Here is a 24,888-nt window from a genome sequence, read left to right as displayed (position 1 = left end):
GGTTGAACGACGGGCCGCGGGCGCGGCTTCAATGATCGGGCTTCGCCCACCACGTCGATACGACCCAGCTCTCCGCCGAATAGTACAGCGGCAGCGTCTGCGGATACGCAAGCGTGCGCTTGTAGGCAATCCGATGCGTCGTGCTGTACCACTGCGGAATCGCGTAGTAGCCGTGCATCAGCACGCGATCGAGCGCGTGCGTCGCGTCGAGCAGCTGCTCGCGCGTCTGCGCGGCCGTCAGCGCGCGCAGCAGCGTGTCGACGGCCGGCGACTTCAGGCCGATGAGGTTGTCCGAGCCCGGCGTGTCCGCGAACTGGCTGCCGAAGCGCGCGAGCTGCTCGGTGCCCGGCACCTGCACGCCCGGATAGCGGACCGTCGTCATGTCGTAGTCGAATGCGTCGAGACGCTTTTGCAGCAGCGCGAAATCGGCCGTGCGAAAGCGCACGTCGATGCCGAGCTTCGCGAGATTGCGCTGATACGCGGTCACGACCGGCGCGAACGCGGACCCCGCATCGTCGAGGATCTCGAACGTAAACGGATCGCCGTTCGCGTTGCGCAGCGCGCCGTCGCGGTAGGTCCAGCCGGCCTCGGCCAGCAGCGCGCGTGCTTTCAGCAGGTTCGCACGCAGCGAACCGGGCGGATTCGTGCTCGGTTGCGTCACCATCGGGCCGAACACGGCGGGATCCAGTTGCGCGCGCAGCGGTTCGAGCAGCTTCAGCTCGCCTTCGCCCGGTGTGCCGGTCGCCTGCAGGTCGGTATCGGCGAAGTAGCTATCCAGACGCGTATAGCCGCCGAAGAACAGCTGGCGATTCAGCCATTCGAAATCGAAGGCGAGGTCGAGCGCCTTGCGCACGCGCACGTCGCGAAACAGCGGACGCCGCAGATTCATGAAGAAGCCCTGCATGCCGGCGCCGTTATGCTGGCGGAATTCGCGCTTCACCAGTTCGCCGCTGTCGAAGCGCTTGCCGACGTCGCGCCGCACCCAGTTGCGCGCGATGTACTCGACGAGCACGTCGTACTCGCCGGCCTTGAACGCCTCGAGCCGCGCGATGCCGTCGCCGTAGAGCTTGTAGACGATCCGGTCGAAGTTGTTCGTGCCGACGCGCACCGGCAGGTCGGCGCCCCAGTACGCGGGATTGCGCCGGTACGTGATCGTGCGGCCGTTGTCGTAATGATCGATCAGGTACGGCCCGCTGCCGATCGGCTGCTCGAACGCGAGCTGATCGAACGGGATGCGCGAGCCGTCCGCGCGCAGCCCCCATTTGTGCGAGAAGATCGGCACGCCGCCCGCGATCAGCGGCAGTTCGCGATTGGCGCTGCGGAACTCGAAGCGCACCGTCGCAGGATCGACGACGACCGCGCGTGAAATTTCGGCGAAGTACGCGGCAAACTGCGGCGCCGCCTGCTTGCTCTTCAGCGTATCGAACGAGTACTTGACGTCGTCGGCCGTCACCGGATCGCCGTTCGAAAAGCGCGCGCGTGGATTCAGGTGGAACGTGACCGAGCGGCGGTCGGGCGCGACCGCGATGTCGTCGGCGAGCAGTCCGTACGCGGACGCCGGTTCGTCGAGGCTGCCCGTGGCGAGGCTTTCGAACAGCAGGTCGATGCCGGGCGCGACGTTGCCACGCAGCGTATACGGATTGAACTTGTCGAACGACGTGAGCCGGTTCGGGTTCGCGAGCACGAGCGTGCCGCCCTTCGGCGCATTCGGATTCACGTAGTCGAAATGCCGGAACCCCGGCGGATATTTCGGCTCGCCGTACTGCGCGATCGCGTATGCGGCATGCGCGGCCGTCGCCGCAAGCGCCGCGTGCAACGCGAACGCCGCGGCGGCGGCGCCGGCCGTGCGCAGTGCCTGTGCGGCGCGGCCGCGCACGCGCGTGGCGGCGGTCCATCGCGAACCCATCGTCATAGAAGCCCTGTCGTTCGATTGACGGAAGTAACGAGGGACGATTCTACCCATTCGATCGCCGATGAAGCCACCGCGGGCCGCTGCCCGGCCGTTGCGCACGCGGCGCACCCAAAAGAAAAACCGCCACGAGGGCGGTTTTCCGGGATGCGACGCGACGTGCGCGACGGCGGACGGCGATCATCGCCAGCCGTTGTGGCGGCCGCGATCGTGATCGCCCCAGCCGCGGCCGTGATGGCGGTACCACTCCTCGCGACGCCAGTAGCGATGGCCGTCCCAGTAACGATCGCCATGCCAGCCGATCACGATCGCCGGCGGCGGTGCATACACGGGCGCCGGCTGATAGACGACCGGCGGCGGAGGCGGCGGCGCATACACGGGCGCGGGCGCGACGTAGACCGGTGCCGGCACGCCGACGTTGATCCCGACATTGACACCCGCCATTGCTGCGCCCGACACCAGCAGGGCCGTCATACCGGTCAGCAGCGACGCAACACGCAAGGTCTTCATGGGTTCCTCTTCTGGTTGTTTCATGTGTGATTCGACTATAACGGGAAGCACCGGCCACGCATATTTCAAGTTTGTAAGAACTGATGCGCGGAATCGCAACACCGAACGCTCGCTAACGTCTTGTAACAATCGACGCAGCCGCGGCCGCGCGTGGCCGCGCGCAATCATACTGCGGGCGCGCGTCCGCATGCCGGACGAAAAAAAGGCGGCACCTATGTGCCGCCCTCTCGTTGCGCGGTCGAGCTGCGCGTCGCGCTGACGCTCAGCGCGACATCATGTTCATGCTGACGTTGTGCATCACCCACAGCGTGCCGACGATCAGGATCGCCGCGGTCAGCACCGTGTAACTGAACGCCATCACGTTCCAGCGCTGGCCCGACGAGCCGTTCATGTGCAGGAAATACACGAGGTGCACGACGATCTGCACGAACGCGAGCACGGCAAGCGCGACGAGCGACGCATGCGGCGACAGCACGCCGCCCATCACGAGGCCGAACGACGCGGCCGTCAGTAGCACCGACAGGATGAAGCCGGCAACATAGCTGCCGACGCTGCCGTGCCCTTCTTCGAGTTGAGACGAATGCGAATGGGCCATTTAGATCACGCTCGCAAGATAGACAAAGGTAAACACGCAGATCCACACGATATCGAGGAAGTGCCAGAAAAGGCTCAGGCACGTCAGGCGCCGCAGATCGCGATCGGTCAGGTCGCCGCCGCGCGCGACGATCTGCCCGGCCAGCACGATCATCCACAGCAGGCCGGCCGTCACGTGCAGCCCGTGCGTGCCGACCAGCGTGAAGAACGCGGACAGGAACGCGCTGCGCTGCGGGCCGGCCCCTTCCGCGATCAGGTGCGAGAACTCGCGCAGTTCCATCGCGAGAAACGCCGCGCCGAGCACGAACGTCACCGCGAGCCAGCCGAGCAGCGCGCCGCGGCGCTGCTTGTAGGCGGCGAGCATCGCGAAGCCGTACGTGATGCTCGAGAGCAGCAGCGCGGCCGTTTCGATCGCGACGCCCGGAATGTCGAACAGGTCCTTCGCGGTCGGCCCGCCCGCATACTGGTTGCCCAGCACCGCGAACGTCGCGAACAGCGCCGCGAAGATTACGCAGTCGGTCATCAGATACAGCCAGAAGCCGAACACCGAATGCGACGGCGGATGGTCGTCGTGCTCGAGCAGCGTGGCGCTCAAGGTTTTCTGCAACATCAGTTGGCCTCCAGTTCGACGTCGTCGACGCGGGCGATCGCGCGCTTCGACGATTGCTTGTCTTCGGTCTTGCGCACGGTCGACGCCGGGATGTAGTACCCGTCGTTGTCGCGCGAGCTATAGATCACGAGCGTCGCGACGATGCCGACGAGCCCGGCGATCGCGAGCCACCAGATGTGCCACACGAGCGCGAAACCGAGCACGAGGCTGAATACGCCGATCACGAGACCCGCGCAGGTGTTCGACGGCATGTGGATATCGCGGATCGCGGCCGGGTTCGCGCGGGTGTCGCCGCGCGCCTTCATGTCCGCATAGGCGTCGAGCGCGCGCACCTGCGGAATCACCGCGAAGTTGTACTCGGCCGGCGGCGACGTCGTGGCCCATTCGAGCGTGCGGCCGCCCCACGGATCGCCGGTCGTGTCGCGGTATGCCGGCAAGTTGCGGTTGCGGATGCTGACGACGAGCTGCAGCAGCTGGCACGCGATGCCGATCGCGATCAGCACGGCGCCGAACGCGGCGACGAGCAGCCACGGATGCCATGCCGGGTTGTCGTAGTGATTCAGCCGGCGCGTCATGCCCATGAAGCCGAGCACGTAGAGCGGCACGAACGCGACGTAGAAGCCGACCTGCCAGAACCAGAACGCGGCCTTGCCGAGCGTCTCGTTCAGCTTGAAGCCGAACGCCTTCGGGAACCAGTAGTTGAAGCCCGCGAGATAGCCGAACAGCACGCCGCCGATGATCACGTTATGGAAGTGCGCGATCAGGAACAGGCTGTTGTGCAGCACGAAGTCCGCGCCCGGAATCGCCATCATCACGCCCGTCATCCCGCCGAGCGTGAACGTGACCATGAAGCCGATCGTCCACAGCACGGGCGTCGTGAAGCGGATCCGGCCGCGGTACATCGTAAACAGCCAGTTGAACACCTTCACGCCGGTCGGAATCGCGATGATCATCGTCATGATCCCGAAGAACGCGTTCACGTTCGCGCCCGAGCCCATCGTGAAGAAGTGGTGCAGCCAGACGAGGAACGACAGCACCATGATCGCGCAGGTCGCGTAGACCATCGTCTTGTAGCCGAACAGCGGCTTCTTCGAGAACGTCGCGATGACTTCCGAGAAGATGCCGAACGCCGGCAGGATCAGGATGTATACCTCCGGATGCCCCCACGCCCAGATCAGGTTCAGGTACAGCATCGCGTTGCCGCCCGCTTCGTTCGTGAAGAAGTGCATGCCGAGGTAGCGGTCGAGACCGAGCAGCGCGAGCGTGGCCGTCAGGATCGGGAACGACGCCATGATCAGCACGTTCGTGCAGAGCGCCGTCCACGTGAACACCGGCATCTTCATCAGCGTCATGCCGGGCGCGCGCATCTTGATGATCGTCACGAAGAAGTTCACGCCGGTCAGCAGCGTGCCGACGCCGGAGATTTGCAGCGCCCACAGATAGTAGTCGACCCCTACCCCCGGACTGAACTGCAGCTCGGACAGCGGCGGATACGCGAGCCAGCCCGTCTGCGCGAATTCGCCGATCACGAGCGAGATGTTGATCAGGATCGCGCTGACGGCCGTCATCCAGAAGCTCAGCGAGTTGATGAACGGGAACGCGACGTCGCGCGCGCCGATCTGCAGCGGCACGATCAGATTCATCAGGCCGACCATGAACACCATCGCCATGAAGAAGATCATGATCACGCCGTGCGCCGTGAAGATCTGATCGTAGTGATGCGGCGGCAGATAGCCGGGCGCGTTGTACGCGAGCGCGAGCTGCATGCGCATCATGATCGCGTCCGCGAAGCCGCGCAGCAGCATGATCAGCGCGACGATGATGTACATCACGCCGAGCTTCTTGTGGTCGACCGTCGTCAGCCATTCGGTCCACAGCCATTTCCAGCGGCCGGTGATCGTCAGTGCGGCGAGAATGCCCAGCACGACCAGCCCCATGAAGGCGCCGGCCCCCATGATGATGGGCTGATCGAACGGGATCGCCGAGAGTGTGAGTTTGCCGAACATGCGTTACCCCTTCGTGCCGCAGGCGGCGTCCTTCAGATCGAGGACGTGGCCGTCGTTGTATTTCGCGATGATGTTGTGGAAGAGCCGCGGATCGACGGACGAGAAGTAGCGCACCGGCGCTTTCTCGCTCCGCTGCGCGACCTGGCCGTACACCGTCGCATCGAGCCGGTCCGGCGAGGCCTTCACCTTCTGCACCCACGCGTCGAACTGTTCGCGCGGCTCCGCGAGCGTGCGGAACTTCATGTCCGAGAAGCCGCGGCCGCTGAAGTTTGCGGACGTGCCGGCATAATTGCCCGGCTCGTCGGCGATCAGGTGCAGGCGCGTTTGCATGCCCGCCATCGCGTACACCTGGCCGCCCAGCTGCGGAATGAAGAACGAGTTCATCACCGAATCGGACGTGATGCGGAAGTTCACCGGCGTGCCGACCGGAATCGCCAGCTGGTTCACCGACGCGATGCCGAGCTCCGGATAGATGAACAGCCATTTCCAGTCGAGCGCGACGACCTCGACGTCGATCGGCTTCACCGACGACTCGAGCGGCTTGTACGGATCGAGCTCGTGCGTGGTCTTCCACGTGAGCACGCCGAGGAACAGGATGATCAGCGTCGGGACCGTCCAGATCACGACTTCGATCGCAGTCGAATGCGACCAATCGGGCGCATACGTCGCGTTGCGATTCGATGCGCGATACCGCCACGCAAACCACAGCGTCAGCAGGATCACCGGCACGACGACGATCAGCATCGCCCACGTCGACGTCGCGATCAGCGACTTTTCCGCCGCCCCCACACTTCCTTTCGGATTCAGTACGTCTAAATTACATCCTGACAGGCTGAGTACCGCGCCGATCGACATCAGCGTTGCCCAGCCTCTTGAAGCTCTTCTTTTCATCACACCGCCCGAGAGTCATTGGAATCGTTGCGTCTGCCCGATGCGCATTCGATCCACGAAAGTGGCCGCATCATACGTCGCGCGAGCACGATGAAAAACCGATGGCGGCGGCAAATCATCATTGCAGAATCTGCCGTGAGTCAAAGTGTCGCGGGGTGATCGCGCACGTGCGTAGGCCGATCCGGCGCACGTCGCGCCGGACCGAGATCGATGTGCATGCAACGGTATTCACGCGCCGCGCGTACGCGGCGCACGCGGGGCTCGTTCAGTCGTGAGCGGCCGCCATGTAAGCCGGCTGCGCGGGCGCCGTATCGTCGCCGGCCGGCAGTTTCGAGCGGCTCGCATCCGCGAGCAGGCGGCCGACGGTCGGATCGATCGCATCGGTGAACGGCTTCGGATCGATGCCGACCGCGAGCACGATCAGCGCGAGCGACGCGAACATCGCGATCTCGCGGCCGCTCAGATCGACGAGCTTCGCGATGCTCGCGCTCGGCGCCCTGCCCCACACGACGCGCTTGAGCATCCAGAGCGTGTACGACGCGCTGAAGATCAGCGTCAGCGCGGCGGCCGCGCCGATCCAGAAGTTCACGCGGATCGCACCCATGATCACCATGAATTCGCCGACGAAGCCCGACGTGCCCGGCAGGCCGACGTTCGCCATCGCGAACAGCACGGCAAACATCGCGAAGCGCGGCATCGCGCTCGCGACGCCGCCGTATGCGGTCATCTCGCGCTGCTTCGTGCGATCGACGAGCACGCTCGCGCACAGCAGCATCGCGCCCGCGACGAAGCCGTACGACACGAGCTGCACGATCGCGCCTTCGACGCCGATCCGGTTAAACAGGAACAGCCCGAGCGTGACGATGCCCATGTGCGCAACCGTCGAATACGCGAGCAGCTTGCCGAAATCGGTTTGCGCGAGCGCGAGCAGGCTCGCATAGACGATCGCGAACAGCGACAGCGCGATCACGGCCGGCGCGAAGAAATGGCTCGCGTCGGGCGTGATCGGCAGCGCGAAGCGCAGGAAACCGTAGCCGCCGAGCTTCAGCATCGCGAGCATCAGCGCCGCGCCGGTCGGGCCGTCGGTGTAGACGTCGCGCAGCCAGGTATGGACCGGCCACATCGGCACCTTGACCGCGAATGCCGCGAAAAAGCCGAGGAACACCAGCAGCTGCGGCGCGAAACCGAGCTGCAGCGTGCGCCACGCGGCCATGTCGAACGTGTGCGATTTCGCGTACAGGTACAGCATCGCCATCAGCAGCAGCAGCGATCCGGCGAACGAGATGAAGAAGAACTTCACGGCCGCGTACACGCGATGCTCGCGGCCCCACGTGCCGATCAGCAGGTACAGCGGGATCAGCGTCGCCTCGAAGAAGATGAAGAACAGCAGCCCGTCCTGTGCGACGAAGACGCCGATCATCAGCCCCGAGAGGATCTGGAACGACGCGTAATACTGCGCGACGCGCACCGTGACGGCCTGCCACGATGCGACGACGACCACGAGCGTCGTGAAGGCGGTCAGCACGACGAGCCACAGCGACGCGCCGTCGACACCGGTGCGCCAGCCGGCACCGAACGCCGACAAGCCGTTGCGGTTTTCGACGAACTGCATCGCCGCCGCGTGCGGATCGAAACCGGCCACGATGGGCGCTACCGCGGCGAGCCCCGCGATCGCACCGATCAGCGCGATGAGGCGCGTCCGCTGCAGATGTTGGTCGGACCCGGCGCGCAGCAGGCACGCACCGAACAGGATCGGAGCCCAGATCGCCAGGCTCAGAAAGGGAAAATCATGCATGTCAACAAGGCCTTGAGGATGGCGCGCGCCGCCGGACGACAGGCGCGACGAAAGAAACGAAACCGAAACGACAGGTAGATTTCGTGAATCGCCAGTGTTGGCAAAATGTAAAGCGACATCTCGCGGAAGCTTGATGCCGCTCAAAGCGCTATCGGGTTAACCAGCATAAAACGGCTGATTATTTTTTGCAGCGCAGCAGTGAGCGTTCTGTGGCCGTCGCGGCAACTCGCTGATTTTTATGTGTAATTTTTTGTATTTCTGCGATACACAGATCAATGGAACCGGTGCGATGCCGCATTTTTGTCCATTGGGCAGGGTGTAGGCGACGGGGGAAGCGGGATGCGGCATGACCATCGCATGGCGTCACGCGGCGCCCGAATGCTTACATCGAAACTTACAATTAAATTTCGATCAACCCGGCATCGTGCGCCGGACACTGCAGGGCACGATGACGCGCGCACACGGACGTTGAATCGGGCATCGGACATCATTCGCGAGGCAAGGCCGGGCGCGTTGCATCGGAATCGAACCCATGCGATCACCCGATCGTTGCGGACAACGAACCGATTGCGCGGCCTGAAAAAGAAAAGCCCCGCAAGTCCGAAAACTTGCGGGGCTTGTTCCGCCATTGCTGGCGGAGACGGAGGGATTCGAACCCTCGATCCAGGTTTTGGCCCAGATGCTCCCTTAGCAGGGGAGTGCCTTCGACCTCTCGGCCACGTCTCCCAAACTTTCGCTCGCACCAGGGAGGCAGTGCGACGAGAACGAGATAATATAGGGTTTCGAACCGCACGTCAATTTCCGTGATGCATTTTCTTCAACGCATCACGAAAATTTCATCACGCCTGCTCGAGCTCGAACGCCTTGTGCAGCGCGCGCACGGCGAGTTCCATGTACTTCTCGTCGATCAGCACCGAGATCTTGATTTCCGACGTCGAGATCATCTGGATGTTGATGCCCTCTTCCGACAGCGTGCGGAACATCTTGCTCGCGACACCGACGTGCGAACGCATGCCGACGCCGACGACCGACACCTTCGACACCTTCGGATCGCCCTGCACCTGCTCGGCGTTCACGTGGCCCTTCACCTGGTTCGTGAGGATGTCCATCGCCTTCTGATAGTCGCCACGGCCGACCGTGAACGTGAAGTCCGTCTTGCCCTGCACGCTCTGGTTCTGGATGATCATGTCGACGTCGATGTTCGCGTCGGCGACCGGGCCGAGAATCTGATACGCGATGCCCGGCTTGTCGGGCACACCCATCACCGCAATGCGTGCTTCGTCGCGCTGGAACGCGATGCCGGAAATGACTGCCTTTTCCATGGTCTCGTCTTCTTCAAAAGTAATCAGGGTGCCCGAGCGCATTTCCTCGTCGAGCGCAATCAGCGGATCGGTCAGGCTCGACAGCACGCGCGTCTTCACCTGGTATTTGCCGGCGAATTCGACCGAGCGGATCTGCAGGACCTTCGAGCCGAGACTCGCCATCTCCAGCATCTCTTCGAACGTCACGCGATCGAGGCGACGCGCCTCTTCGACGACGCGCGGATCGGTGGTATACACGCCGTCCACGTCCGTATAGATCAGGCACTCTTCCGCGCCGAGCGCGGCCGCGACCGCCACCGCCGACGTGTCCGAGCCGCCGCGGCCCAGCGTCGTGATGTGACCGTCCGGATCGACGCCCTGGAAGCCCGTGATGATCACGACCTTGCCGGCGTTCAGATCGGCCTTCACGCGCTCGTCGTCGATCGAGTGGATGCGCGCCTTCGTAAACGCGCTGTCGGTCTTGATCGGCACTTGCCAGCCGGCATAGCTCACGGCTTCGACGCCGATTTCCTGCAGCGCGATCGACAGCAGACCGACGCTGACCTGCTCGCCGGTCGACGCGATCATGTCGAGCTCACGCGGGCTCGGCTGGCTCGAAATCTCTTTCGCGAGACCGAGCAGACGGTTGGTTTCGCCGGACATCGCAGACGGCACGACCACCATCTGGTGCCCGGCCTGATGCCATTTTGCGACGCGTTTCGCGACGTTCTTGATGCGCTCGACCGAGCCCATCGAAGTGCCGCCGTATTTGTGTACGATGAGTGCCATTGTCGTTCTGAACTGGAGAAGAGACCGCACGGGCGCGCTGGACAGACCGCGTTGCCGTTCAGTCACGCGGCTTGTGGCTCTGGACGGACGACGAGGGGAACGGCTGGGACGCAACACGCAAGCGTGACGGAGTTTGCCCGGAAGGCCGATCAGGCCGCGCAAACCGGGTACGTCACGCGGAAAACCTGCACAAATCGCTCAAAAATCGAGCCGAGCAAACGCCTGAGCGTACCCGATAGACGCCCGCTTGACAAGCCGCCGGCCGCGTCCGCGCGTGTTCCGGCGCCCTTTACCGGTGCGGCCGACAGCGCCGCGCGGCGCGCCGTTGTCGACCGGTCGCCGTCACGCGATCAGCAGGTCGGGCCGCCATTCGATGCGGCGCCATGCGTGGCCGCCCTGCGGCACGCCATCGCGGTTCACGCCGAGCCGCGGCACGTAGATCAGCCGGTCGCCCGCGAACAGCAGCGGCACGTCGCGCTGCCACGCGGGCACGCCGCGCTCCTGAAACAGGTTCTTCAGCGTCCGGCTCGGGCCGTCCGGCCACATGCGCATCCGCTCGCCGCCCGCGCGTGCGCGCGCGATCAGCGGCGCGCTGCGCAGCAACGTCTCGGGCAGCGCGTCGTCGCTGCCGGCGTCGGCGCGCGCAAACACGAACGTGCCGCGCCATCCGGGCAGATGCCAGATCTCCTGGCCGTCCCAGGCGAGCGACGCGTCCGCGTGCGGCGTGCCGGTGCCGTCGTCGCGCGGCGCCGCGCTGTCGCCGGCTTCCCAGTAAACGGTATCGCGATAGAGGCGCAGGCACTGCCCCGCATGATCGACGCGCAGCGCATGCGCATCGTGCGCGTCGCGCAGCTGGCGCATCATGTCGGCCAGCCGCGCGGCCGACGCGCCCGGCAAGCCGAGCCGGCGCATCCAGTAGCGCAGCAGGTTCGCGCCGCGCACGTCGTCGAACGCGATCAGCGCATCGCGCGACAACGCACGTCCGTCGTCGCGCGCGGCCGCCACGAAATCCAGCTCGGCCAGATCGTCGAGCAGCCGCTGCGCCGCCGCCGCATGCTGTGCGGCGCGGCCGAGCGCGTCGCGAAAGCCGGGGAAATGCACGGCCAGCGCCGGCAGTACGTCGATGCGCAGTGCGTTGCGCGCATAGCGCGTATCGGCGTTCGATTCGTCGTCGATCCACGACAGCGCGTGCTCCGCCGCATAACGCTCCAGTTGCGCACGCAACAATCGCAGCAGCGGCCGCACACGCTCGACGGACGCGCCGTCGGGCCGATAGCGCGGCGCCATCGCGGCGAGCCCGGCAATGCCTGCACCGCGCAGCAGCTGCAGCAGCACGGTTTCGGCCTGATCGTCCGCATGCTGCGCAAGCCAGAGCGCCGCCGCGCCGTGCCGTTCGCACATCGCGTCGAGCGCCGCATAGCGACGCTCGCGCGCACTCGCCTCGATGCCGACGCCGCTGTCGCGCGGCACGTCGACATGCATCGCCTCGAACGCCACACCGAGCCGCGCGGCCTGCTCGCGCGCATGTGCAGCCCACGCGTCGGCGTTCGCGCTCAGGCCGTGATGGACGTGCAGTGCGACGCAGCGCGACGCGCCGGCCACGCGCACGGCCGCGTCCAGCAGTACCGACGAATCGAGACCGCCGCTATACGCGATCGCGATCCGCGCGCCGCCCGGCACACCGGAAAGCGCAACGCCGACCGCATCGAGGACGACACGGTCGGCGGAGTATTGGTTCGGCGGGATCACGAGGCGGATGCGCGCATCGTGACGCGCGCAACGGGTACGCAGCCGGTCATGCGCCCGGCGTGGTTTCCTTGAACTTGCCGTACGCCATCAGGCGTTCGAAGCGGCGCTCGCGCAGCGCGTCGATGCTCATGCCCTGGAACTGGCGCAGCGAATCGGCAAGCGCGCGGCGCAGCAGCGCGGCCATTCCCTTCGGATCGCGATGCGCGCCGCCGAGCGGCTCGTTGACGATCTTGTCGATCAGGCCGAGCGCCTTCAGGCGATGCGCGGTCAGCCCGAGCGCTTCCGCGGCTTCGGGCGCCTTGGCGGCACTCTTCCACAGAATCGACGCGCAGCCTTCCGGCGAGATCACCGAGTACGTCGAGAACTGCAGCATCATCACGGTATCGGCCACCGCGATCGCGAGCGCACCGCCCGAACCGCCCTCGCCGATCACCGTCGTAATGATCGGCGTCTTCAATTCGGCCATCACGTACAGATTGCGGCCGATCGCCTCCGACTGGCCACGCTCTTCCGCGCCGATGCCCGGATATGCACCCGGCGTATCGACGAACGTGAAGATCGGCAGCCCGAACTTCTCGGCCAGACGCATCAGGCGCTCGGCCTTGCGATAGCCTTCCGGACGCGGCATGCCGAAGTTGCGCGCGGCGCGCTCCTTCGTGTCGCGCCCTTTCTGGTGACCGATCACCATGCAGGGATGGCCGCCGAAGCGGGCCAGGCCACCGACGATCGACAGATCGTCCGCGAACGCACGGTCGCCGTGCAACTCGTGAAAATCGGTAAACAGTTCCGCGACGTAATCGAGCGTGTACGGGCGCTGCGGGTGCCGCGCGATCTGCGACACCTGCCACGGCGTCAGGTTCGCGTACAGGTCCTTCGTCAGTTGCTGGCTTTTCTTCGACAGCCGCTCGATTTCTTCCGAAATATCGACAGCCGAGTCGTCCTGCACGAATCGCAGCTCTTCGATCTTGGCCTCGAGTTCGGCGATCGGCTGTTCGAAATCCAGAAACGTGGTCTTCATGTGTTCGAATCCTTGGGTCTTGCGGCAGCGCGTATTCTACCCGCGCGGCCGACACGCAAAACCGGCTCTCAACTATTGATGTTTAAAATCCGATAGCCGCCGTCACGCGCCGGCATCGAGCGCGTCGAGGCTGCGCCACATATACCAGGTGGCCACGGTGCGCCACGGCTCCCAGTTCGCCGCGACTTCCCGCGCCTCGCTGCGCGTGACGGGCTCGCCGCTGAAGTAATTGACGCTGATCGCGCGGATCAGGCCCGGATCGTCGAGCGGCAGCACGTCCGGCCGCGACAGGTTGAAGATCAGGAACATCTCGGCCGTCCAGCGGCTGATCCCGCGGATCTGCGTGAGTTCCGCGATCACGGCCTCGTCTTCCATCGACGTCCATTTGTCGACGTGCAGCGCACCCGACACGAAGTGCTGCGCGAGATCCAGAATGTATTCGGTCTTGCGCTTCGACAGCCCGCAGGCGATCAGCTTGTCCGCCCCGAGACGGATCACCGGCTGCGGCGCGAGCTTCGGGCACGCGGCCTGGATGCGCGCCCACAGCGACTGCGCCGACGGCACCGAGATCTGCTGCCCGACGACCGAGCGCGCGAGCGTGACGAACGAATCGCCACGCTTGACCAGATGCGCGGGGCCGAACTTCGGGATCAGCTTCTTCAGGATGCGGTCGCGCTTGACGAGATCGGCGCACGCCTTGTCCCAATATGCGGGACGCACGACGACGTCATCCTCGCCGTCGGCCGCCGCATCGGCCGCGCGCGCCTTGCGCGTCGCGTCGACCGCCTGCATCGCGTGATCCGGCTGCGCGGGTTCCGCGCCCTTCGCACGCGCGTGCTTCGCCGCCGGCTGCACATGACCGTTGAGCGCGCCGTTCGGCACGGCACGCGCCGCGTCGGTCTTCGCTGCCGGCGCGCGTCTGGCTGCCGGACGCGCGGCGACCGGAGTCGCGCGCCTGACCGGCGCTTTTCTGGCCGTTGCCATCCTGCCTCCTACCCGACGGATCGGTCAGTGGAACGCACCGCGCTCATACGCGACGCCATTCGGTCGATCCGCCCGGTTTGTCTTCAAGTGCGACGCCGGCGTCGAGCAGTTCCGCCCGAATCCGGTCCGCTTCGGCATAGTCCTTCGCGCGTTTCGCCGCGGCACGCGCGGCGATCTTCGCCTCGATCTCGTCGGCCGAGAGCGCGCCCGCCTGCGCGGCGCCGGACGCCTGCTGCAGGAACGCGCGCGGTTCGCGGCCGAGCAGGCCCAACAGGCCCGCGAGCTGCTTCAACTGCCGCGCGAGCGACGCATCGCGCGTGCGGTTCACTTCGCCCGCCAGCTCGAACAGCGTCGCGATCGCCACCGGCGTGTTGAAGTCGTCGTTCATCGCCGCCGCGAAACGCTGCGCGTGCGGTTCACTCCAGTCGAGCGCGAGCGCATCGGGCTCGACGTCCTTCAACGCCGTATACAAACGCGTGAGCGACGCGCGTGCATCGTCGAGGTGCACGTCGCTGTAGTTCAGCGGCGAACGATAGTGCGTGCGCACGATGAAAAAGCGCATCACCTCGGCGTCGTAGCGCTCGAGCACTTCGCGGATCGTGAAGAAGTTGCCGAGCGATTTCGACATCTTCTCGTTGTCGACCTGCACGAAGCCGTTGTGCAGCCAGTAGTTGACGAACGTCTGGCCGGTCGCGCCTTCGCTCTGCGCGATCTCGTTCTCGTGGTGCGGAAACTGCAGATCCTGGCCGCCGCCGTGAATGTCGAAATGCTCGCCGAGCAACGTGCAGCCCATCGCGGAGCACTCGATGTGCCAGCCCGGCCGGCCCATTCCGTACTTCGATTCCCACGACGCGCCTTCCGGATCGTCCGCCTTCGCGCGCTTCCACAACACGAAGTCGAGCGGGTCTTCCTTGGCATCGTTCGCGGCCACACGCTCGCCCGCGCGCAGATCGTCGAGCGACTTGCCCGACAGCTTTCCGTAGTTCGCGAACTTGCGCACCGAATAATTGACGTCGCCGTCGGTCGCCTGATAGGCGTAGCCGTTCGCCTCCAGCCGCTCGATCATCCCGAGCATCTGCGGAATGAACTGCGTCGCGCGCGGCTCGATGTCGGGCCGCTGGATGCCGAGTGCGTCTTCGTCCTCGTGCATCGCATCGATGAAGCGATCGGTCAGCGACTTGATCGTCTCGCCGTTCTCGACCGCGCGGCGGATGATCTTGTCGTCGATGTCGGTGATGTTGCGCACGTACGTGACGCGGTAGCCGATCGCGCGCAGCCAGCGCTGGACGAGGTCGAACACGACCAGCATGCGCGCGTGGCCCACGTGACAATAGTCGTACACGGTGATTCCGCATACGTACATCCGCACTTCGCCAGGCTGGCGCGGCACGAAAACTTGCTTGTCACGCGCGAGCGTGTTGTAGATGCGCAGTGATTCCATAGAGATGAACCGTGAGCCGAAGGAAACCGCCCTGGCAAAACTCGCCCTGCATGCGAAACGGACGGGCCCTGCTGCGGTGCGACGCCGGGCATCCTCGATATCACATGGGGCGGTCAGGCTGCAAGCACAGCGGTGACGGCCACGAGAGGCAAAGAAAGACTGTCTGCGGCTCGCGCGGAACGCGCAGACGTTTTGTTAGAATGGGTCGGAGTATAACATTCCGATTTACGCCTATGAAACCTCATCGCGGCCGCGCGCCGAGCGCTGCGACCCTCGTTGCGACCGCCGTCATGGGCGTCGCGCTGACGCTGTTCGCAGCGCCCGCCGCCCACGCGCAAAAGGCCCCGGCGACCGCCGACGGCACCCCCGAAATCGACGCGTCGATCGCCGGCAAGCAGTGGACGCAGGCGCTTGCGCAGCTCGATGCGCGGATCGCCGCGAACCCGCACGACGTGCAGGCGCAGTTCAAGCGCGGCACCGTGCTCGCCCGCCTGAATCGCGACGACGACGCGATCCAGCAGTTCGTCGCGATCACGCAGGCCTATCCGGAACTGCCGGAGCCGTACAACAATCTCGCGGCGCTGTATGCGAAGCACGGCCGGTACGACGAAGCGCGCGCCGCGCTCGTCACCGCGACGCAAGCGAACCCCGGCTATTCGCTCGCATACGAGAATCTCGGCGACCTGTACCTGCGCCTCGCAGCCGAATCGTACAAGCGCGCACAATCGCTCGGCCGCACGAGCGGCGCGACGGCACAGCGCCTCGCCGACATCCAGAAAATCGTATCGCCGCCGAAATCCGCGCCGGCCGCACGCGCGGTCGTGCCGTCCACGCGCGAATACACCGATCGCGCCGCCGCGAACGTGAGCACCACGACGCTGCCGCTGTCGCCGACGTTCCAGTTCAGCGGCCCGTCGGGCGCACTCGCGGCGCCGTACGTCGCGCCGTCGCAGTAAGCGGCGCGGCCCCTTCCTTTCATTCCAACCTGAGGATCGCAATGAAACGTCTGTTGCTGGCGCTTGGCGGCGCCGCCCTTCTCGCGACCGCGCCCGCGTTCGCGCAAACGGCCACCGCGCACCCCGTCGTGCAGCTGAAGACCTCGCAGGGCGACATCCGCGTCGAACTGTATCCGGAGAAGGCGCCGAAGACCGTCGCGAACTTCCTCGATTACGTGAAGGCCGGCCAGTACAACGGCACGATCTTTCATCGCGTCATCAAGGGCTTCATGATCCAGGGCGGCGGCTACAAGGCGAACTTCGACGAGAAGCCGACGCGCGCGCCGATCCCGCTCGAAAGCCGCAACGGTCTGAAGAACCTGACCGGCACGATTGCAATGGCCCGCACGAGCGATCCCAATTCCGCGACCGCGCAGTTCTTCATCAACACGGTCGACAACAGCGGCCTCGACTACCCGAATCCGGACGGCAACGGCTATGCGGTGTTCGGCAAGGTCGTGTCGGGTCTCGACGTCGTGAAGAAGATCGAAGCCGTACCGACGACGTCGCGCGGCCCGATGCAGGACGTGCCCGCGCAGCCGGTCGTGATCGAATCGGCGAGCATCGTCTCGAAGTAAAACCCTGCCGGTCCGTCCGGCATCACACGCGGCCGCGTCGCACGACCGGCCGCGTGCCATTTAAACCGCCTCATCGAAGGAATTCATCATGGTTGAACTGCACACGAACCACGGCGTGATCAAGCTCGAGCTCGACGCCGCGAAGGCACCGAAGACGGTCGAGAACTTCCTCAACTACGTGAAGAAGGGCCACTACGACGGCACCGTGTTTCATCGCGTGATCAACGGCTTCATGATCCAGGGCGGCGGCTTCGAACCGGGTATGAAGCAGAAGCCGACCGATGCGCCGATCGACAACGAGGCGAACAACGGGCTGAAGAACGACAAGTACACGATCGCGATGGCGCGCACCAACGATCCGCACTCGGCCACCGCCCAGTTCTTCATCAACGTGAACGACAACGACTTCCTGAACCACTCGTCGCCGACGCCGCAAGGCTGGGGCTACGCCGTGTTCGGCAAGGTCGTCGAAGGCCAGGACGTCGTCGACAAGATCAAGGGCGTGAAGACCGGCAACGCAGGCTTCCATCAGGACGTCCCGACCGACGACGTCGTGATCGAGAAGGCCGTCGTCGTCTGACGCACGGGACCGGAGGCACTTCGATGCTGCAGGAGAGTCCGCCGCGAAGCGTCTCCGCGGGCGTGCCGGGCGAGCGCGAAACCGCGCACGCCGCACGCCCGTTCCTGTTTCTGTCCGATCTGCATTTGAGCGACGCGATTCCGAAGACGGTCGCCGCGTTCGAGCATTTCGTGAAATACACCGCCGACAGCGCCGACTCGGTATTCATCCTCGGCGATCTGTTCGAATACTGGATCGGCGACGACATGCTCGACGACGATCCGTTCGTCGCGCGCATGGCTGCGCTGATGCATACGTTTTCGGAGCGCGGCATCGCGCTCTACGTGATGCACGGCAACCGCGACTTTCTGCTCGGGCGCCGCTTCATGAAGGCCGCCGGCGCGATGCTGCTGCCAGACCCCTCGCTGATCATGGCATTCGGCCAGCGCATCGTGCTGACGCACGGCGATGCGCAATGCACCGCCGATCGCGGCTATCAGCTGTTTCGCCGCTTCGCGCGCAATCGCGTCGCGCAGTGGCTGTTCCTCGCCTGGCCGTTTCGCTGGCGCCGCGCACTCGCGCAGCGGATGCGTGCGGACAGCGAAGCCGGCCGCATGCGGCCCGTGTCGCCGCGTTACGACGTCACGCGCGAAGGCGTCGCCGCGCTGTTCCGCAAGGGCCGCGCGAAGGTGATGATTCACGGCCATACGCACCGCCCTGCCCGCCACGTCGAAGCGGACGGCGTGCGCTGGGTGCTGCCCGACTGGGATCTCGATCACGGCGCGCAGCGCGGCGGCTATCTGCGCGTCGACGCGGACGGCATCCATCCGATGCCGCTCGACTGAAATTGCATCGGCGGGCCGGCGCCCGCCGCCTGCGTCACGCCTGCCGTTCGACCGCCTTGCCTTCGAGCACCGCCGACAGGCGGCGCAGATCGAGGCGCGCGGCGTCCGCACCCTGCAACGTTTCCAGATGCGTACCGAGCCGCTCGAGCGCCGCGACGATCTCGTCGACGCGCCGGCTCTCCTTCGCCGCATGATCGATGAGGCCGTGTATCGCGAGCGACATCGGATCGTCGGCATTCGGCGTGATCCCGTAGGCGCAGAACGCGGCGCGCTCGGGCTGCGGTTTCGGTTGCGCCGGCATGACGATGCGCGCCGGATTGCCGACCGCGGTGCCGCCCGCGGGCACCGGCTTCACGACGACCGCGTTCGAACCGATCTTCGCGCCCGCGCCGACGGTGAAGCCCCCGAGCACCTTCGCGCCCGCACCGACGATCACGCCTGCTTCGAGCGTCGGATGACGCTTCGCGCCGCGCGTAAGCGACGTGCCGCCGAGCGTCACGCCCTGATAGATCGTGCAGTCGTCGCCGACGATCGCCGTCTCGCCGATCACGACGCCCATGCCGTGGTCGATGAACACGCGGCGGCCGATCGTCGCGCCCGGATGGATCTCGATGCCGGTCAGGAAGCGCCCGACCTGCGAGACGAAGCGTGCGAGCCAGTAGCGCTTCGCGCGCCAACACGCATGCGCGAAACGATGCAGCACGAGTGCATGCAGACCCGGATAACAGGTCAGCACTTCCCAGGCACTGCGAGCGGCGGGATCCCGCTCGCGAATCGTCGCAACGTCTTCGCGCAGTTTCGTGAACATGATCGATCGGATCGGAAATATGCCGGCGCACCACGCCGGCGATGGCCGGCCGTTATCGCGCCGGGTCATTTGCTTATGACGTCCGGCGATTGTAGGGCCAGTCGCGCGCGCCCGCACGACGCCGCGCGTTCTCCCCGTCGGCGGCGCGGGTATTTGCGCCGGCGGCGCCGACGCGGTTATGAGCCGCCGTCCGGCGTGCGCGACTTCAGCAGGATGTGCTTCGCGATGCCGCGCAGGATGTTCACTTCCTCGCGCTCGAGGCCCGTGCGCGCAAACAGGCGCCGCAGACGCGGCATCAGCTTCTTGGGATTGCGCGGATCGAGGAAATCGAGCGCGATCAGCGCATTTTCGAGATGCAGATACATCCGTTCGATCTCGTCGCTTTGCGCGAGCGCCCCCGTATCGGCCGCCGGCTGTTGCGCCGGCTCGCTCGCCTGCTCGAGAAATGCGACGCGCAACTCGTAAGCGAGCACCTGCACCGCCTGCGCGAGGTTCAGCGAGCTATATGCGGGATTCGCCGGAATATGCGCGAGTGCACTGCACTGCTCGACATGCTCGTTCGCAAGCCCGGTGCGCTCGTTGCCGAACACGAGCGCGATGTCGCCGCTCTCGACCTGCGTGCGTGCATGGGCGGCGGCAGCGCGCGGCGCGAGGCGCGGCGGCCCGTATTCGCGCGTGCGCGCGGTCAGCGCGATCGACCAGTGCACGCCGGACAGCGCCTCGCCGAGCGTCGGCACGACATGCGCGGATGCGAGCACGTCGTCGGCGCCGCTTGCCATCGCGATGGCCTCCGGGTCGCTCTGCACGTGCGGCACGCGCGGCGCGACGAGCACGAGGCGCGCAAAGCCCATCGTCTTCAATGCGCGCGCGGCCGCGCCGACGTTGCCCGGATGACTCGGTTCGACCAGCACGAAGCGCGTCGACGTGAAGCCGCCGGACGGCGACCGGGACGGCGCCGCACCGGACGCGGGCGGCACAGCGGTGTTCTGCAAGGTTTCCACTACCATACGACTCGATTCGTCAGAATGGCCGTATGGTATCGCCATCGGCGCGGCAAACCCACTTGGCCGAACGGCCAGTGGGGTTTGCCCGTATTCCGCTCTCATAGAACCGGCGAAAATCGGGTAAAATCATGCCGTTACGCGCCGCCGTCGATGCGGCGCGGGTCGTACCGCTCTTTGTCAATTCGCGTCTCATGTCGCCCGGCACGCTCGTGCCGTCCGGGCGGTTGTTCCACTTCCGGCGGCATCTGCCGCCCGCTACAGGATCCAGGCTCATGCATCCCATGCTCAATATCGCTGTCAAGGCTGCGCGCCGCGCCGGGCAGATCATCAACCGCGCGTCCCTCGATCTCGATCTGATCGAGATCCGCAAGAAGCAGCAGAACGACTTCGTCACCGAAGTGGACAAGGCCGCCGAAGACGCGATCATCGAGACGCTGAAGACCGCCTACCCCGACCACGCGGTGCTCGCGGAGGAATCGGGCGAATCGGAGAACGAATCCGAATTCCGCTGGATCATCGATCCGCTCGACGGCACCACGAACTTCATCCACGGCTTCCCGTACTACTGCGTGTCGATCGCGCTCGAGCACAAGGGCGTGATCACGCAGGCCGTCGTCTACGATCCGAACAAGAACGACCTGTTCACGGCCACGCGCGGCCGCGGCGCCTATCTGAACGATCGCCGCATCCGCGTCGGTCGCCGCGATCGTCTGTCGGACGCGCTGGTCGGCACGGGCTTCCCGTTCCGCGAAAAGGACGGTCTCGATGCGTACGCGCGCCTGTTCACCGAAATGACGCAAGCCTGCACGGGCCTGCGTCGCCCGGGCGCTGCCGCGCTCGATCTTGCGAACGTCGCGGCCGGCCGCCTCGACGCGTTCTTCGAACAGGGCATCAACGTGTGGGACATGGCGGCGGGCAGCCTGCTGATCACCGAGGCGGGCGGCCTCGTCGGCAACTACCTCGGCGACTCGGACTTCCTGCATCGCCATGAAATCGTCGCCGCGAATCCGAAGATCTATGCGCAGATGATTCCGATCCTGAACCGCTACAGCCGCATGCGCGCAGCTGCGGAGTAATCTGCCGGCCCGCGTCGCGACGGCCCGTGTTCCGCTTCGAGCGGCACGGGCCGTTGGGGTTTTGGCGGCTATGTAGTGTGGCCTGGCCGTAAGGCCTGCCAAAGGGCTGCCGGCGATATGTTTTGCGTCTGGGTCCGCGCGGGAAGTACTTTCGCTCTCGTACAGCCAGCTTCCATACCGATATTGATATTTCAGGCGGACCGCGACGGCTTCCCGCCATCGGACAGTCCCACTACATTCCAAGCGGTATCTCATCCCGAACCGACGCCGGCTCTGCCTATTGAAGTCGGAACTCGGTAGGAGCCTCCAGTGCGCGGAGGGCCTCCTTGCGCCGATTCTTGGATCCTACATAGAGGACATTGCCACCGGAATCATCCTTGCGGATCCACCCTTTCGATACAAGTTCTGCGAGAACACTTGGCACGAACGCTCGGTCGGTGGGGGTAAGGCCGCGACTGAGCGCCCCCTCTTGTCGAGCGGAGCCACGTTGGACGAAAACCTTTTTTAGCACGGTCAATGCGATTCGCGACTCGCGGTCGATCTTGAGTTGCATGATTCCGGCGGTCGTCTGGGCCGCAGTGCTAAAGCGCTCAACCTCGGTGTTTGCGAAGTTGGACTTGAGCCACTCCGGAATACCGGCGAGTCCTTCCATGTGTGAAATGACGCAACCTTGAAAGTGTGGGACTAGCGAATCTTCATCGATTCCACTCATGTCGAGGCGCTCGATGAGGCAGTCTTGGAAAGTCGTACCGCCATACAGCGGGTTCTCGGCGACCTGGAGCTCTTCGAACGCAACGCCTGCGATGAGGAGATTCCCTTCTATCTTTAGCCCATTGCTGGGCATGGCTGCGACTACGGTGAGCAGGTCTGCAAGCACGGCGTCGAATTTCCCAGCTTTCTGACGTTTTGTTATGGCTGCTGACACCACGCCAACTGACTGGGAGTCCGCCAGGAGGCGACCTGCGGCAACCTCCCCACCCAACCCAGAAGATGCATTCACCCATGACGCAGGGCTCGCAAGCGGGTTTGTTTCGTCGTAGGGGTTGAGGACGAAAGCCGCCAGATCGAGCCCATAGGCGGTTTCCGCCAAGTCTTCATCTGCGAACGAGCGCATCTCCTCTCCGCCAGGACCAAACGACGCTGTAAGGCCTGGCAGCCGAAGAAGAACTTGAATGCCTTCTTCGTCGGGTTGAAATCCATTTACCGAGACGAAGGCCGCGCGGAGCTGGTCTGTCGAAATTGGTCCAATTGCCGATGTGCCTCCTCGGGCAATCGTAGCGACACGTGAAAGAATTTGGCTAATGATCTCAGGGCGTACCGCAGTGAACATCTTCGCTTCACGTACGCAAATGGCATCAAGGAATGCACGCCACCCTTTTTCGCGACTCACGGACGTCGCAATTGCTCCAGAAGTATCTTTGCCCAGAGAGACCAGGTAGCCAAGAAGAAGGGGGCGCGTAGGCACCCAGTCAGGTAGTGTCCAAGTCGCACCGGATTGCCGCAGATAGTCGGCGAGCTGTTCCTCATCGAAATCGACCATGGACAAGACTTCGCGAGACTTGAATCCAAGCGCATCGGTCATTTCCGCCTGTCCAGAGAAGTAATGGGAGCGGCCAGCTACCACCACACCGGCACTAGCCGGAGTTTCATCGACAAGACGGCGGATTGGAGCGAGAGCCTCCCACCGAACGCGCTTTAGGTCTGTTACGCTCCCAAGCCATCTAGTGGGCAGCACCTCGTCGAAACCGTCTAGTAACAGTACACACAGGCCTGCGCGCCACGCGGAAATCAAGCCATTGGCGTGGTCAAACCCAATCTCCTCGGCATGACGGCGGAGGATTTCTGCGGGCGTCCTTAACCCCACGCAATCTCGAAGATTGATGTGAATCGGGAAGGGGTTGAGATGACCGTGGCGGAAGTGGTCCTTGCGAAGGAATGAATAGATGTCGCGCAACGCATGACTTTTTCCCGCCCCGTAGTCTCCAACAATCAAGGTTCGGTGGCCCTTCGCTAGCGCTCTTGCGACATCGTCGGTCGATAAAGTCCCACCGTTGGAGTCAACTAACCGAACAGGCACGCGAACTGGCTTGCCAGATACCTCTGGTGTAAAAGCAACGCTTCCAAACGGAGCTTTGTCGCGCCCCTGAATATACATCTCAGAGTTGCAGATCCGCTTGTACATCTGAGCGATGCTGATCGCATGGACTTGGCGGCCAGCCTTCCGCGCGATGGTAGCGACTGCTGTCCGCTGGTCGGCCGTTGGCTCCTCCCGGGTAACGAACCATCCGGTCGCGGGCTTAATCGAATTTTCCGGATCTTTGGAGAGGTGGTTGAGAAGCTCCACCAACTTGGCTGCGTCCTTCTCTGCCTTGTCCTTGGTACGCAAGAGTGTGAACTCATAGGCGTTAATGTCTTCGTGGGAAACAAATACCCCATCACGTTCTCGCCCGTTTATCATCAATGAACCTTGGACCCCGGATGGGTCGTGGAGCGCGCGCGCCAGTTCAACCCCTCGCTGCTCAAACTCACCGGCAGTCTCGTCCTCTGGGAGGCGTGCGGTCATGTCCAATTCCTCTCTTATGTGTGCCGTAGCGGGCATTGCTTTGAATCGCCGCGGCTTTCGTGGAGGCCGGTCGGCATGGGTAGGAGATTACTTAAGGCGATATGTCGATTATCGGCCCGGGAACGACGTTCTTTAGACGTCCAGTAGCGAATGACCTGATGCTGGGACCGACATTGGCGACAACCCTGATCTCACTGTCGAGTGGCCGCTCAAGGCCGACAGCCGCCGGCCCTGAGCGCCGCAAACTGGCCACATGGCGAACTACGTGCAATCCCGTCCGGCCCACATGGTGACGGCATCCCAACTCCACGGAATATGCTCAATACCGCCCGATTTATCTTCGTTGTGGTTGTTTTCTTTGGTTCTTGGCTCGAGGCTGTGCGGTGGCTGTCGGGCTGGAAGGATCTTGAGTCGTACGCGTCGAGCCGGGGCACCTCAAACGAACGGCAAATCTCCAATGGGCCCTATCGCTGGGTCCCGTGCCGAATAAGATGGACAGCGCTTACCGTGGCTGTTGAACTCTATCCTCAACACTTGTGGCTACGACCTAGCTTTCCATTGAACTTGCGATGTCCTGCGATCTCCATACCATGGGATGCCATAGATGCGTCACATGGAGAGACGTTCATTACACGAACGGTCACGCTCCATATTTACGGTTGTTCTACTGCTTTGCGCTTTTGCGGCGTGGTAGGACAGCGAATTCTGGCGGAAGTTGAAACGCAAAGGGCAAGAAGAGCAACCCCATCACGCAATTGCGTTTGCATTTCTTCAGGTCATCGCCAGCTAAAATGACAACGCATCTTCTTCGAGGACCTCATGAAATGCAGTGCGGACCGCTGTCTCGCCTCGGAGGATGGGGG

20 protein-coding genes, 1 tRNA gene and 1 pseudogene are annotated in these 24,888 nt (G+C 64.3%); 6 read left to right on the top strand and 16 right to left on the bottom strand.

The window, feature by feature from the left end; genetic code table 11:
* Positions 1-28 precede the first annotated feature (28 nt).
* The 9 genes from HMPREF3115_RS20665 to HMPREF3115_RS20625 form a co-directional block, all read right to left on the bottom strand.
* Complete coding sequence (locus tag HMPREF3115_RS20665; protein WP_006408221.1) at positions 29-1,912, bottom strand: extracellular solute-binding protein; 1,884 nt, start codon at positions 1,910-1,912, stop codon at positions 29-31.
* 177 nt (positions 1,913-2,089) lie between these two features.
* On the bottom strand, positions 2,090-2,419 hold the full coding sequence (locus HMPREF3115_RS20660; protein ID WP_006408220.1) for a hypothetical protein: 330 nt from the start codon (positions 2,417-2,419) through the stop codon (positions 2,090-2,092).
* A gap of 262 nt (positions 2,420-2,681) precedes the next feature.
* A complete protein-coding gene (gene cyoD / locus HMPREF3115_RS20655; protein ID WP_006402937.1) occupies positions 2,682-3,014 on the bottom strand; it encodes a cytochrome o ubiquinol oxidase subunit IV in 333 nt (110 codons plus the stop codon).
* Positions 3,015-3,623, bottom strand: a complete 609-nt coding sequence (gene cyoC / locus HMPREF3115_RS20650; RefSeq protein ID WP_006402938.1) for a cytochrome o ubiquinol oxidase subunit III — start codon at positions 3,621-3,623, stop codon at positions 3,015-3,017.
* Positions 3,623-5,629, bottom strand: coding sequence for a cytochrome o ubiquinol oxidase subunit I (gene cyoB / locus HMPREF3115_RS20645; protein ID WP_006408938.1), 2,007 nt, complete (start codon positions 5,627-5,629; stop codon positions 3,623-3,625). The genes cyoC and cyoB overlap by 1 nt, the downstream gene beginning before the upstream one ends.
* Positions 5,630-5,632: 3 nt before the next feature.
* Complete coding sequence (gene cyoA, locus HMPREF3115_RS20640; protein WP_070555814.1) at positions 5,633-6,520, bottom strand: ubiquinol oxidase subunit II; 888 nt, start codon at positions 6,518-6,520, stop codon at positions 5,633-5,635.
* Between the two features lie 265 nt (positions 6,521-6,785).
* The gene (locus tag HMPREF3115_RS20635) at positions 6,786-8,315 is read right to left on the bottom strand and encodes a complex I subunit 4 family protein (protein WP_070555812.1); all 1,530 of its coding nucleotides are present in this window, start codon (positions 8,313-8,315) and stop codon (positions 6,786-6,788) included.
* 632 nt (positions 8,316-8,947) lie between these two features.
* Positions 8,948-9,041, bottom strand: a tRNA-Ser gene (locus tag HMPREF3115_RS20630).
* 113 nt (positions 9,042-9,154) lie between these two features.
* Complete coding sequence (locus tag HMPREF3115_RS20625) at positions 9,155-10,405, bottom strand: aspartate kinase (protein WP_006408212.1); 1,251 nt, start codon at positions 10,403-10,405, stop codon at positions 9,155-9,157.
* Between HMPREF3115_RS20625 and HMPREF3115_RS33085 the strand changes: the two are divergent.
* A pseudogene (locus HMPREF3115_RS33085) lies at positions 10,388-10,631 on the top strand (hypothetical protein). The gene HMPREF3115_RS20625 and the pseudogene HMPREF3115_RS33085 sit on opposite strands and share 18 nt — an antisense overlap.
* 116 nt (positions 10,632-10,747) lie before the next feature.
* On the opposite strand, the gene tilS reads toward HMPREF3115_RS33085, so the two are convergent.
* The 4 genes from tilS to cysS all read right to left on the bottom strand — a co-directional run bounded on the left by tilS (position 10,748) and on the right by cysS (position 15,597).
* Positions 10,748-12,154, bottom strand: coding sequence for a tRNA lysidine(34) synthetase TilS (tilS, locus tag HMPREF3115_RS20620; RefSeq protein WP_070555810.1), 1,407 nt, complete (start codon positions 12,152-12,154; stop codon positions 10,748-10,750).
* Between the two features lie 46 nt (positions 12,155-12,200).
* Positions 12,201-13,172: an acetyl-CoA carboxylase carboxyltransferase subunit alpha gene (locus tag HMPREF3115_RS20615; RefSeq protein WP_006408210.1), complete on the bottom strand. Its 972-nt coding sequence runs from the start codon at positions 13,170-13,172 to the stop codon at positions 12,201-12,203.
* A gap of 102 nt (positions 13,173-13,274) precedes the next feature.
* The gene (locus HMPREF3115_RS20610; RefSeq protein ID WP_006408928.1) at positions 13,275-14,156 is read right to left on the bottom strand and encodes a DNA-3-methyladenine glycosylase family protein; all 882 of its coding nucleotides are present in this window, start codon (positions 14,154-14,156) and stop codon (positions 13,275-13,277) included.
* Positions 14,157-14,199: 43 nt separating this feature from the next.
* A complete protein-coding gene (cysS, locus tag HMPREF3115_RS20605) occupies positions 14,200-15,597 on the bottom strand; it encodes a cysteine--tRNA ligase (protein WP_053297108.1) in 1,398 nt (465 codons plus the stop codon).
* A 233-nt stretch (positions 15,598-15,830) separates the two neighbouring features.
* Here cysS and HMPREF3115_RS20600 point away from each other — a divergent pair, with 233 nt between their 5' ends.
* The 4 genes from HMPREF3115_RS20600 to HMPREF3115_RS20585 all read left to right on the top strand — a co-directional run bounded on the left by HMPREF3115_RS20600 (position 15,831) and on the right by HMPREF3115_RS20585 (position 18,574).
* Positions 15,831-16,553, top strand: a complete 723-nt coding sequence (locus tag HMPREF3115_RS20600) for a tetratricopeptide repeat protein (RefSeq protein ID WP_006408207.1) — start codon at positions 15,831-15,833, stop codon at positions 16,551-16,553.
* 41 nt (positions 16,554-16,594) lie between these two features.
* Complete coding sequence (locus HMPREF3115_RS20595) at positions 16,595-17,170, top strand: peptidylprolyl isomerase (protein WP_006408206.1); 576 nt, start codon at positions 16,595-16,597, stop codon at positions 17,168-17,170.
* Between the two features lie 88 nt (positions 17,171-17,258).
* Complete coding sequence (locus tag HMPREF3115_RS20590; protein ID WP_006401897.1) at positions 17,259-17,750, top strand: peptidylprolyl isomerase; 492 nt, start codon at positions 17,259-17,261, stop codon at positions 17,748-17,750.
* Positions 17,751-17,773: 23 nt separating this feature from the next.
* The gene (locus tag HMPREF3115_RS20585) at positions 17,774-18,574 is read left to right on the top strand and encodes a UDP-2,3-diacylglucosamine diphosphatase (RefSeq protein ID WP_053297106.1); all 801 of its coding nucleotides are present in this window, start codon (positions 17,774-17,776) and stop codon (positions 18,572-18,574) included.
* A gap of 34 nt (positions 18,575-18,608) precedes the next feature.
* Here the strand turns inward: HMPREF3115_RS20585 and cysE are convergent, their stop codons facing one another.
* Both cysE and HMPREF3115_RS20575 read right to left on the bottom strand, forming a co-directional pair.
* Positions 18,609-19,382: a serine O-acetyltransferase gene (gene cysE / locus HMPREF3115_RS20580; protein WP_006408204.1), complete on the bottom strand. Its 774-nt coding sequence runs from the start codon at positions 19,380-19,382 to the stop codon at positions 18,609-18,611.
* 176 nt (positions 19,383-19,558) lie between these two features.
* The gene (locus HMPREF3115_RS20575; RefSeq protein WP_070555809.1) at positions 19,559-20,383 is read right to left on the bottom strand and encodes an RNA methyltransferase; all 825 of its coding nucleotides are present in this window, start codon (positions 20,381-20,383) and stop codon (positions 19,559-19,561) included.
* 275 nt (positions 20,384-20,658) lie between these two features.
* On the opposite strand from HMPREF3115_RS20575, the gene HMPREF3115_RS20570 reads away from it, so the two are divergent.
* Positions 20,659-21,462 carry an inositol monophosphatase family protein gene (locus HMPREF3115_RS20570; RefSeq protein WP_006408202.1) on the top strand — a complete coding sequence of 268 codons (804 nt, stop codon included), beginning with the start codon at positions 20,659-20,661 and terminating at the stop codon, positions 21,460-21,462.
* Between the two features lie 277 nt (positions 21,463-21,739).
* Here the strand turns inward: HMPREF3115_RS20570 and HMPREF3115_RS20565 are convergent, their stop codons facing one another.
* Positions 21,740-24,025, bottom strand: coding sequence for an NACHT domain-containing protein (locus HMPREF3115_RS20565; protein WP_006408201.1), 2,286 nt, complete (start codon positions 24,023-24,025; stop codon positions 21,740-21,742).
* Between the last annotated feature and the right edge of the window lie 863 nt (positions 24,026-24,888).

The sequence above is a fragment of the Burkholderia sp. HMSC10F09 genome (genome assembly GCF_001806955.1).
GTDB lineage: Bacteria > Pseudomonadota > Gammaproteobacteria > Burkholderiales > Burkholderiaceae > Burkholderia > Burkholderia multivorans.
Note: the sequence above shows the minus strand (reverse complement) of the source record. Positions and strands in the feature narration are given on the sequence as shown.

Excerpts from the sequence above, each read along its gene's own strand:
- HMPREF3115_RS20665 (WP_006408221.1), bottom strand. The coding sequence starts at position 1,912 with ATGACGATGGGTTCGCGATGGACCGCCGCCACGCGCGTGCGCGGCCGC.
- HMPREF3115_RS20660 (WP_006408220.1), bottom strand. The coding sequence starts at position 2,419 with ATGAAGACCTTGCGTGTTGCGTCGCTGCTGACCGGTATGACGGCCCTG.
- cyoD (WP_006402937.1), bottom strand. The coding sequence starts at position 3,014 with ATGGCCCATTCGCATTCGTCTCAACTCGAAGAAGGGCACGGCAGCGTC.
- cyoC (WP_006402938.1), bottom strand. The coding sequence starts at position 3,623 with ATGTTGCAGAAAACCTTGAGCGCCACGCTGCTCGAGCACGACGACCAT.
- cyoB (WP_006408938.1), bottom strand. The coding sequence starts at position 5,629 with ATGTTCGGCAAACTCACACTCTCGGCGATCCCGTTCGATCAGCCCATC.
- cyoA (WP_070555814.1), bottom strand. The coding sequence starts at position 6,520 with ATGAAAAGAAGAGCTTCAAGAGGCTGGGCAACGCTGATGTCGATCGGC.
- HMPREF3115_RS20635 (WP_070555812.1), bottom strand. The coding sequence starts at position 8,315 with ATGCATGATTTTCCCTTTCTGAGCCTGGCGATCTGGGCTCCGATCCTG.
- HMPREF3115_RS20625 (WP_006408212.1), bottom strand. The coding sequence starts at position 10,405 with ATGGCACTCATCGTACACAAATACGGCGGCACTTCGATGGGCTCGGTC.
- HMPREF3115_RS20615 (WP_006408210.1), bottom strand. The coding sequence starts at position 13,172 with ATGAAGACCACGTTTCTGGATTTCGAACAGCCGATCGCCGAACTCGAG.
- HMPREF3115_RS20610 (WP_006408928.1), bottom strand. The coding sequence starts at position 14,156 with ATGGCAACGGCCAGAAAAGCGCCGGTCAGGCGCGCGACTCCGGTCGCC.
- cysS (WP_053297108.1), bottom strand. The coding sequence starts at position 15,597 with ATGGAATCACTGCGCATCTACAACACGCTCGCGCGTGACAAGCAAGTT.
- HMPREF3115_RS20600 (WP_006408207.1), top strand. The coding sequence starts at position 15,831 with ATGAAACCTCATCGCGGCCGCGCGCCGAGCGCTGCGACCCTCGTTGCG.
- HMPREF3115_RS20595 (WP_006408206.1), top strand. The coding sequence starts at position 16,595 with ATGAAACGTCTGTTGCTGGCGCTTGGCGGCGCCGCCCTTCTCGCGACC.
- HMPREF3115_RS20590 (WP_006401897.1), top strand. The coding sequence starts at position 17,259 with ATGGTTGAACTGCACACGAACCACGGCGTGATCAAGCTCGAGCTCGAC.
- HMPREF3115_RS20585 (WP_053297106.1), top strand. The coding sequence starts at position 17,774 with ATGCTGCAGGAGAGTCCGCCGCGAAGCGTCTCCGCGGGCGTGCCGGGC.
- cysE (WP_006408204.1), bottom strand. The coding sequence starts at position 19,382 with ATGTTCACGAAACTGCGCGAAGACGTTGCGACGATTCGCGAGCGGGAT.
- HMPREF3115_RS20570 (WP_006408202.1), top strand. The coding sequence starts at position 20,659 with ATGCATCCCATGCTCAATATCGCTGTCAAGGCTGCGCGCCGCGCCGGG.
- HMPREF3115_RS20565 (WP_006408201.1), bottom strand. The coding sequence starts at position 24,025 with ATGACCGCACGCCTCCCAGAGGACGAGACTGCCGGTGAGTTTGAGCAG.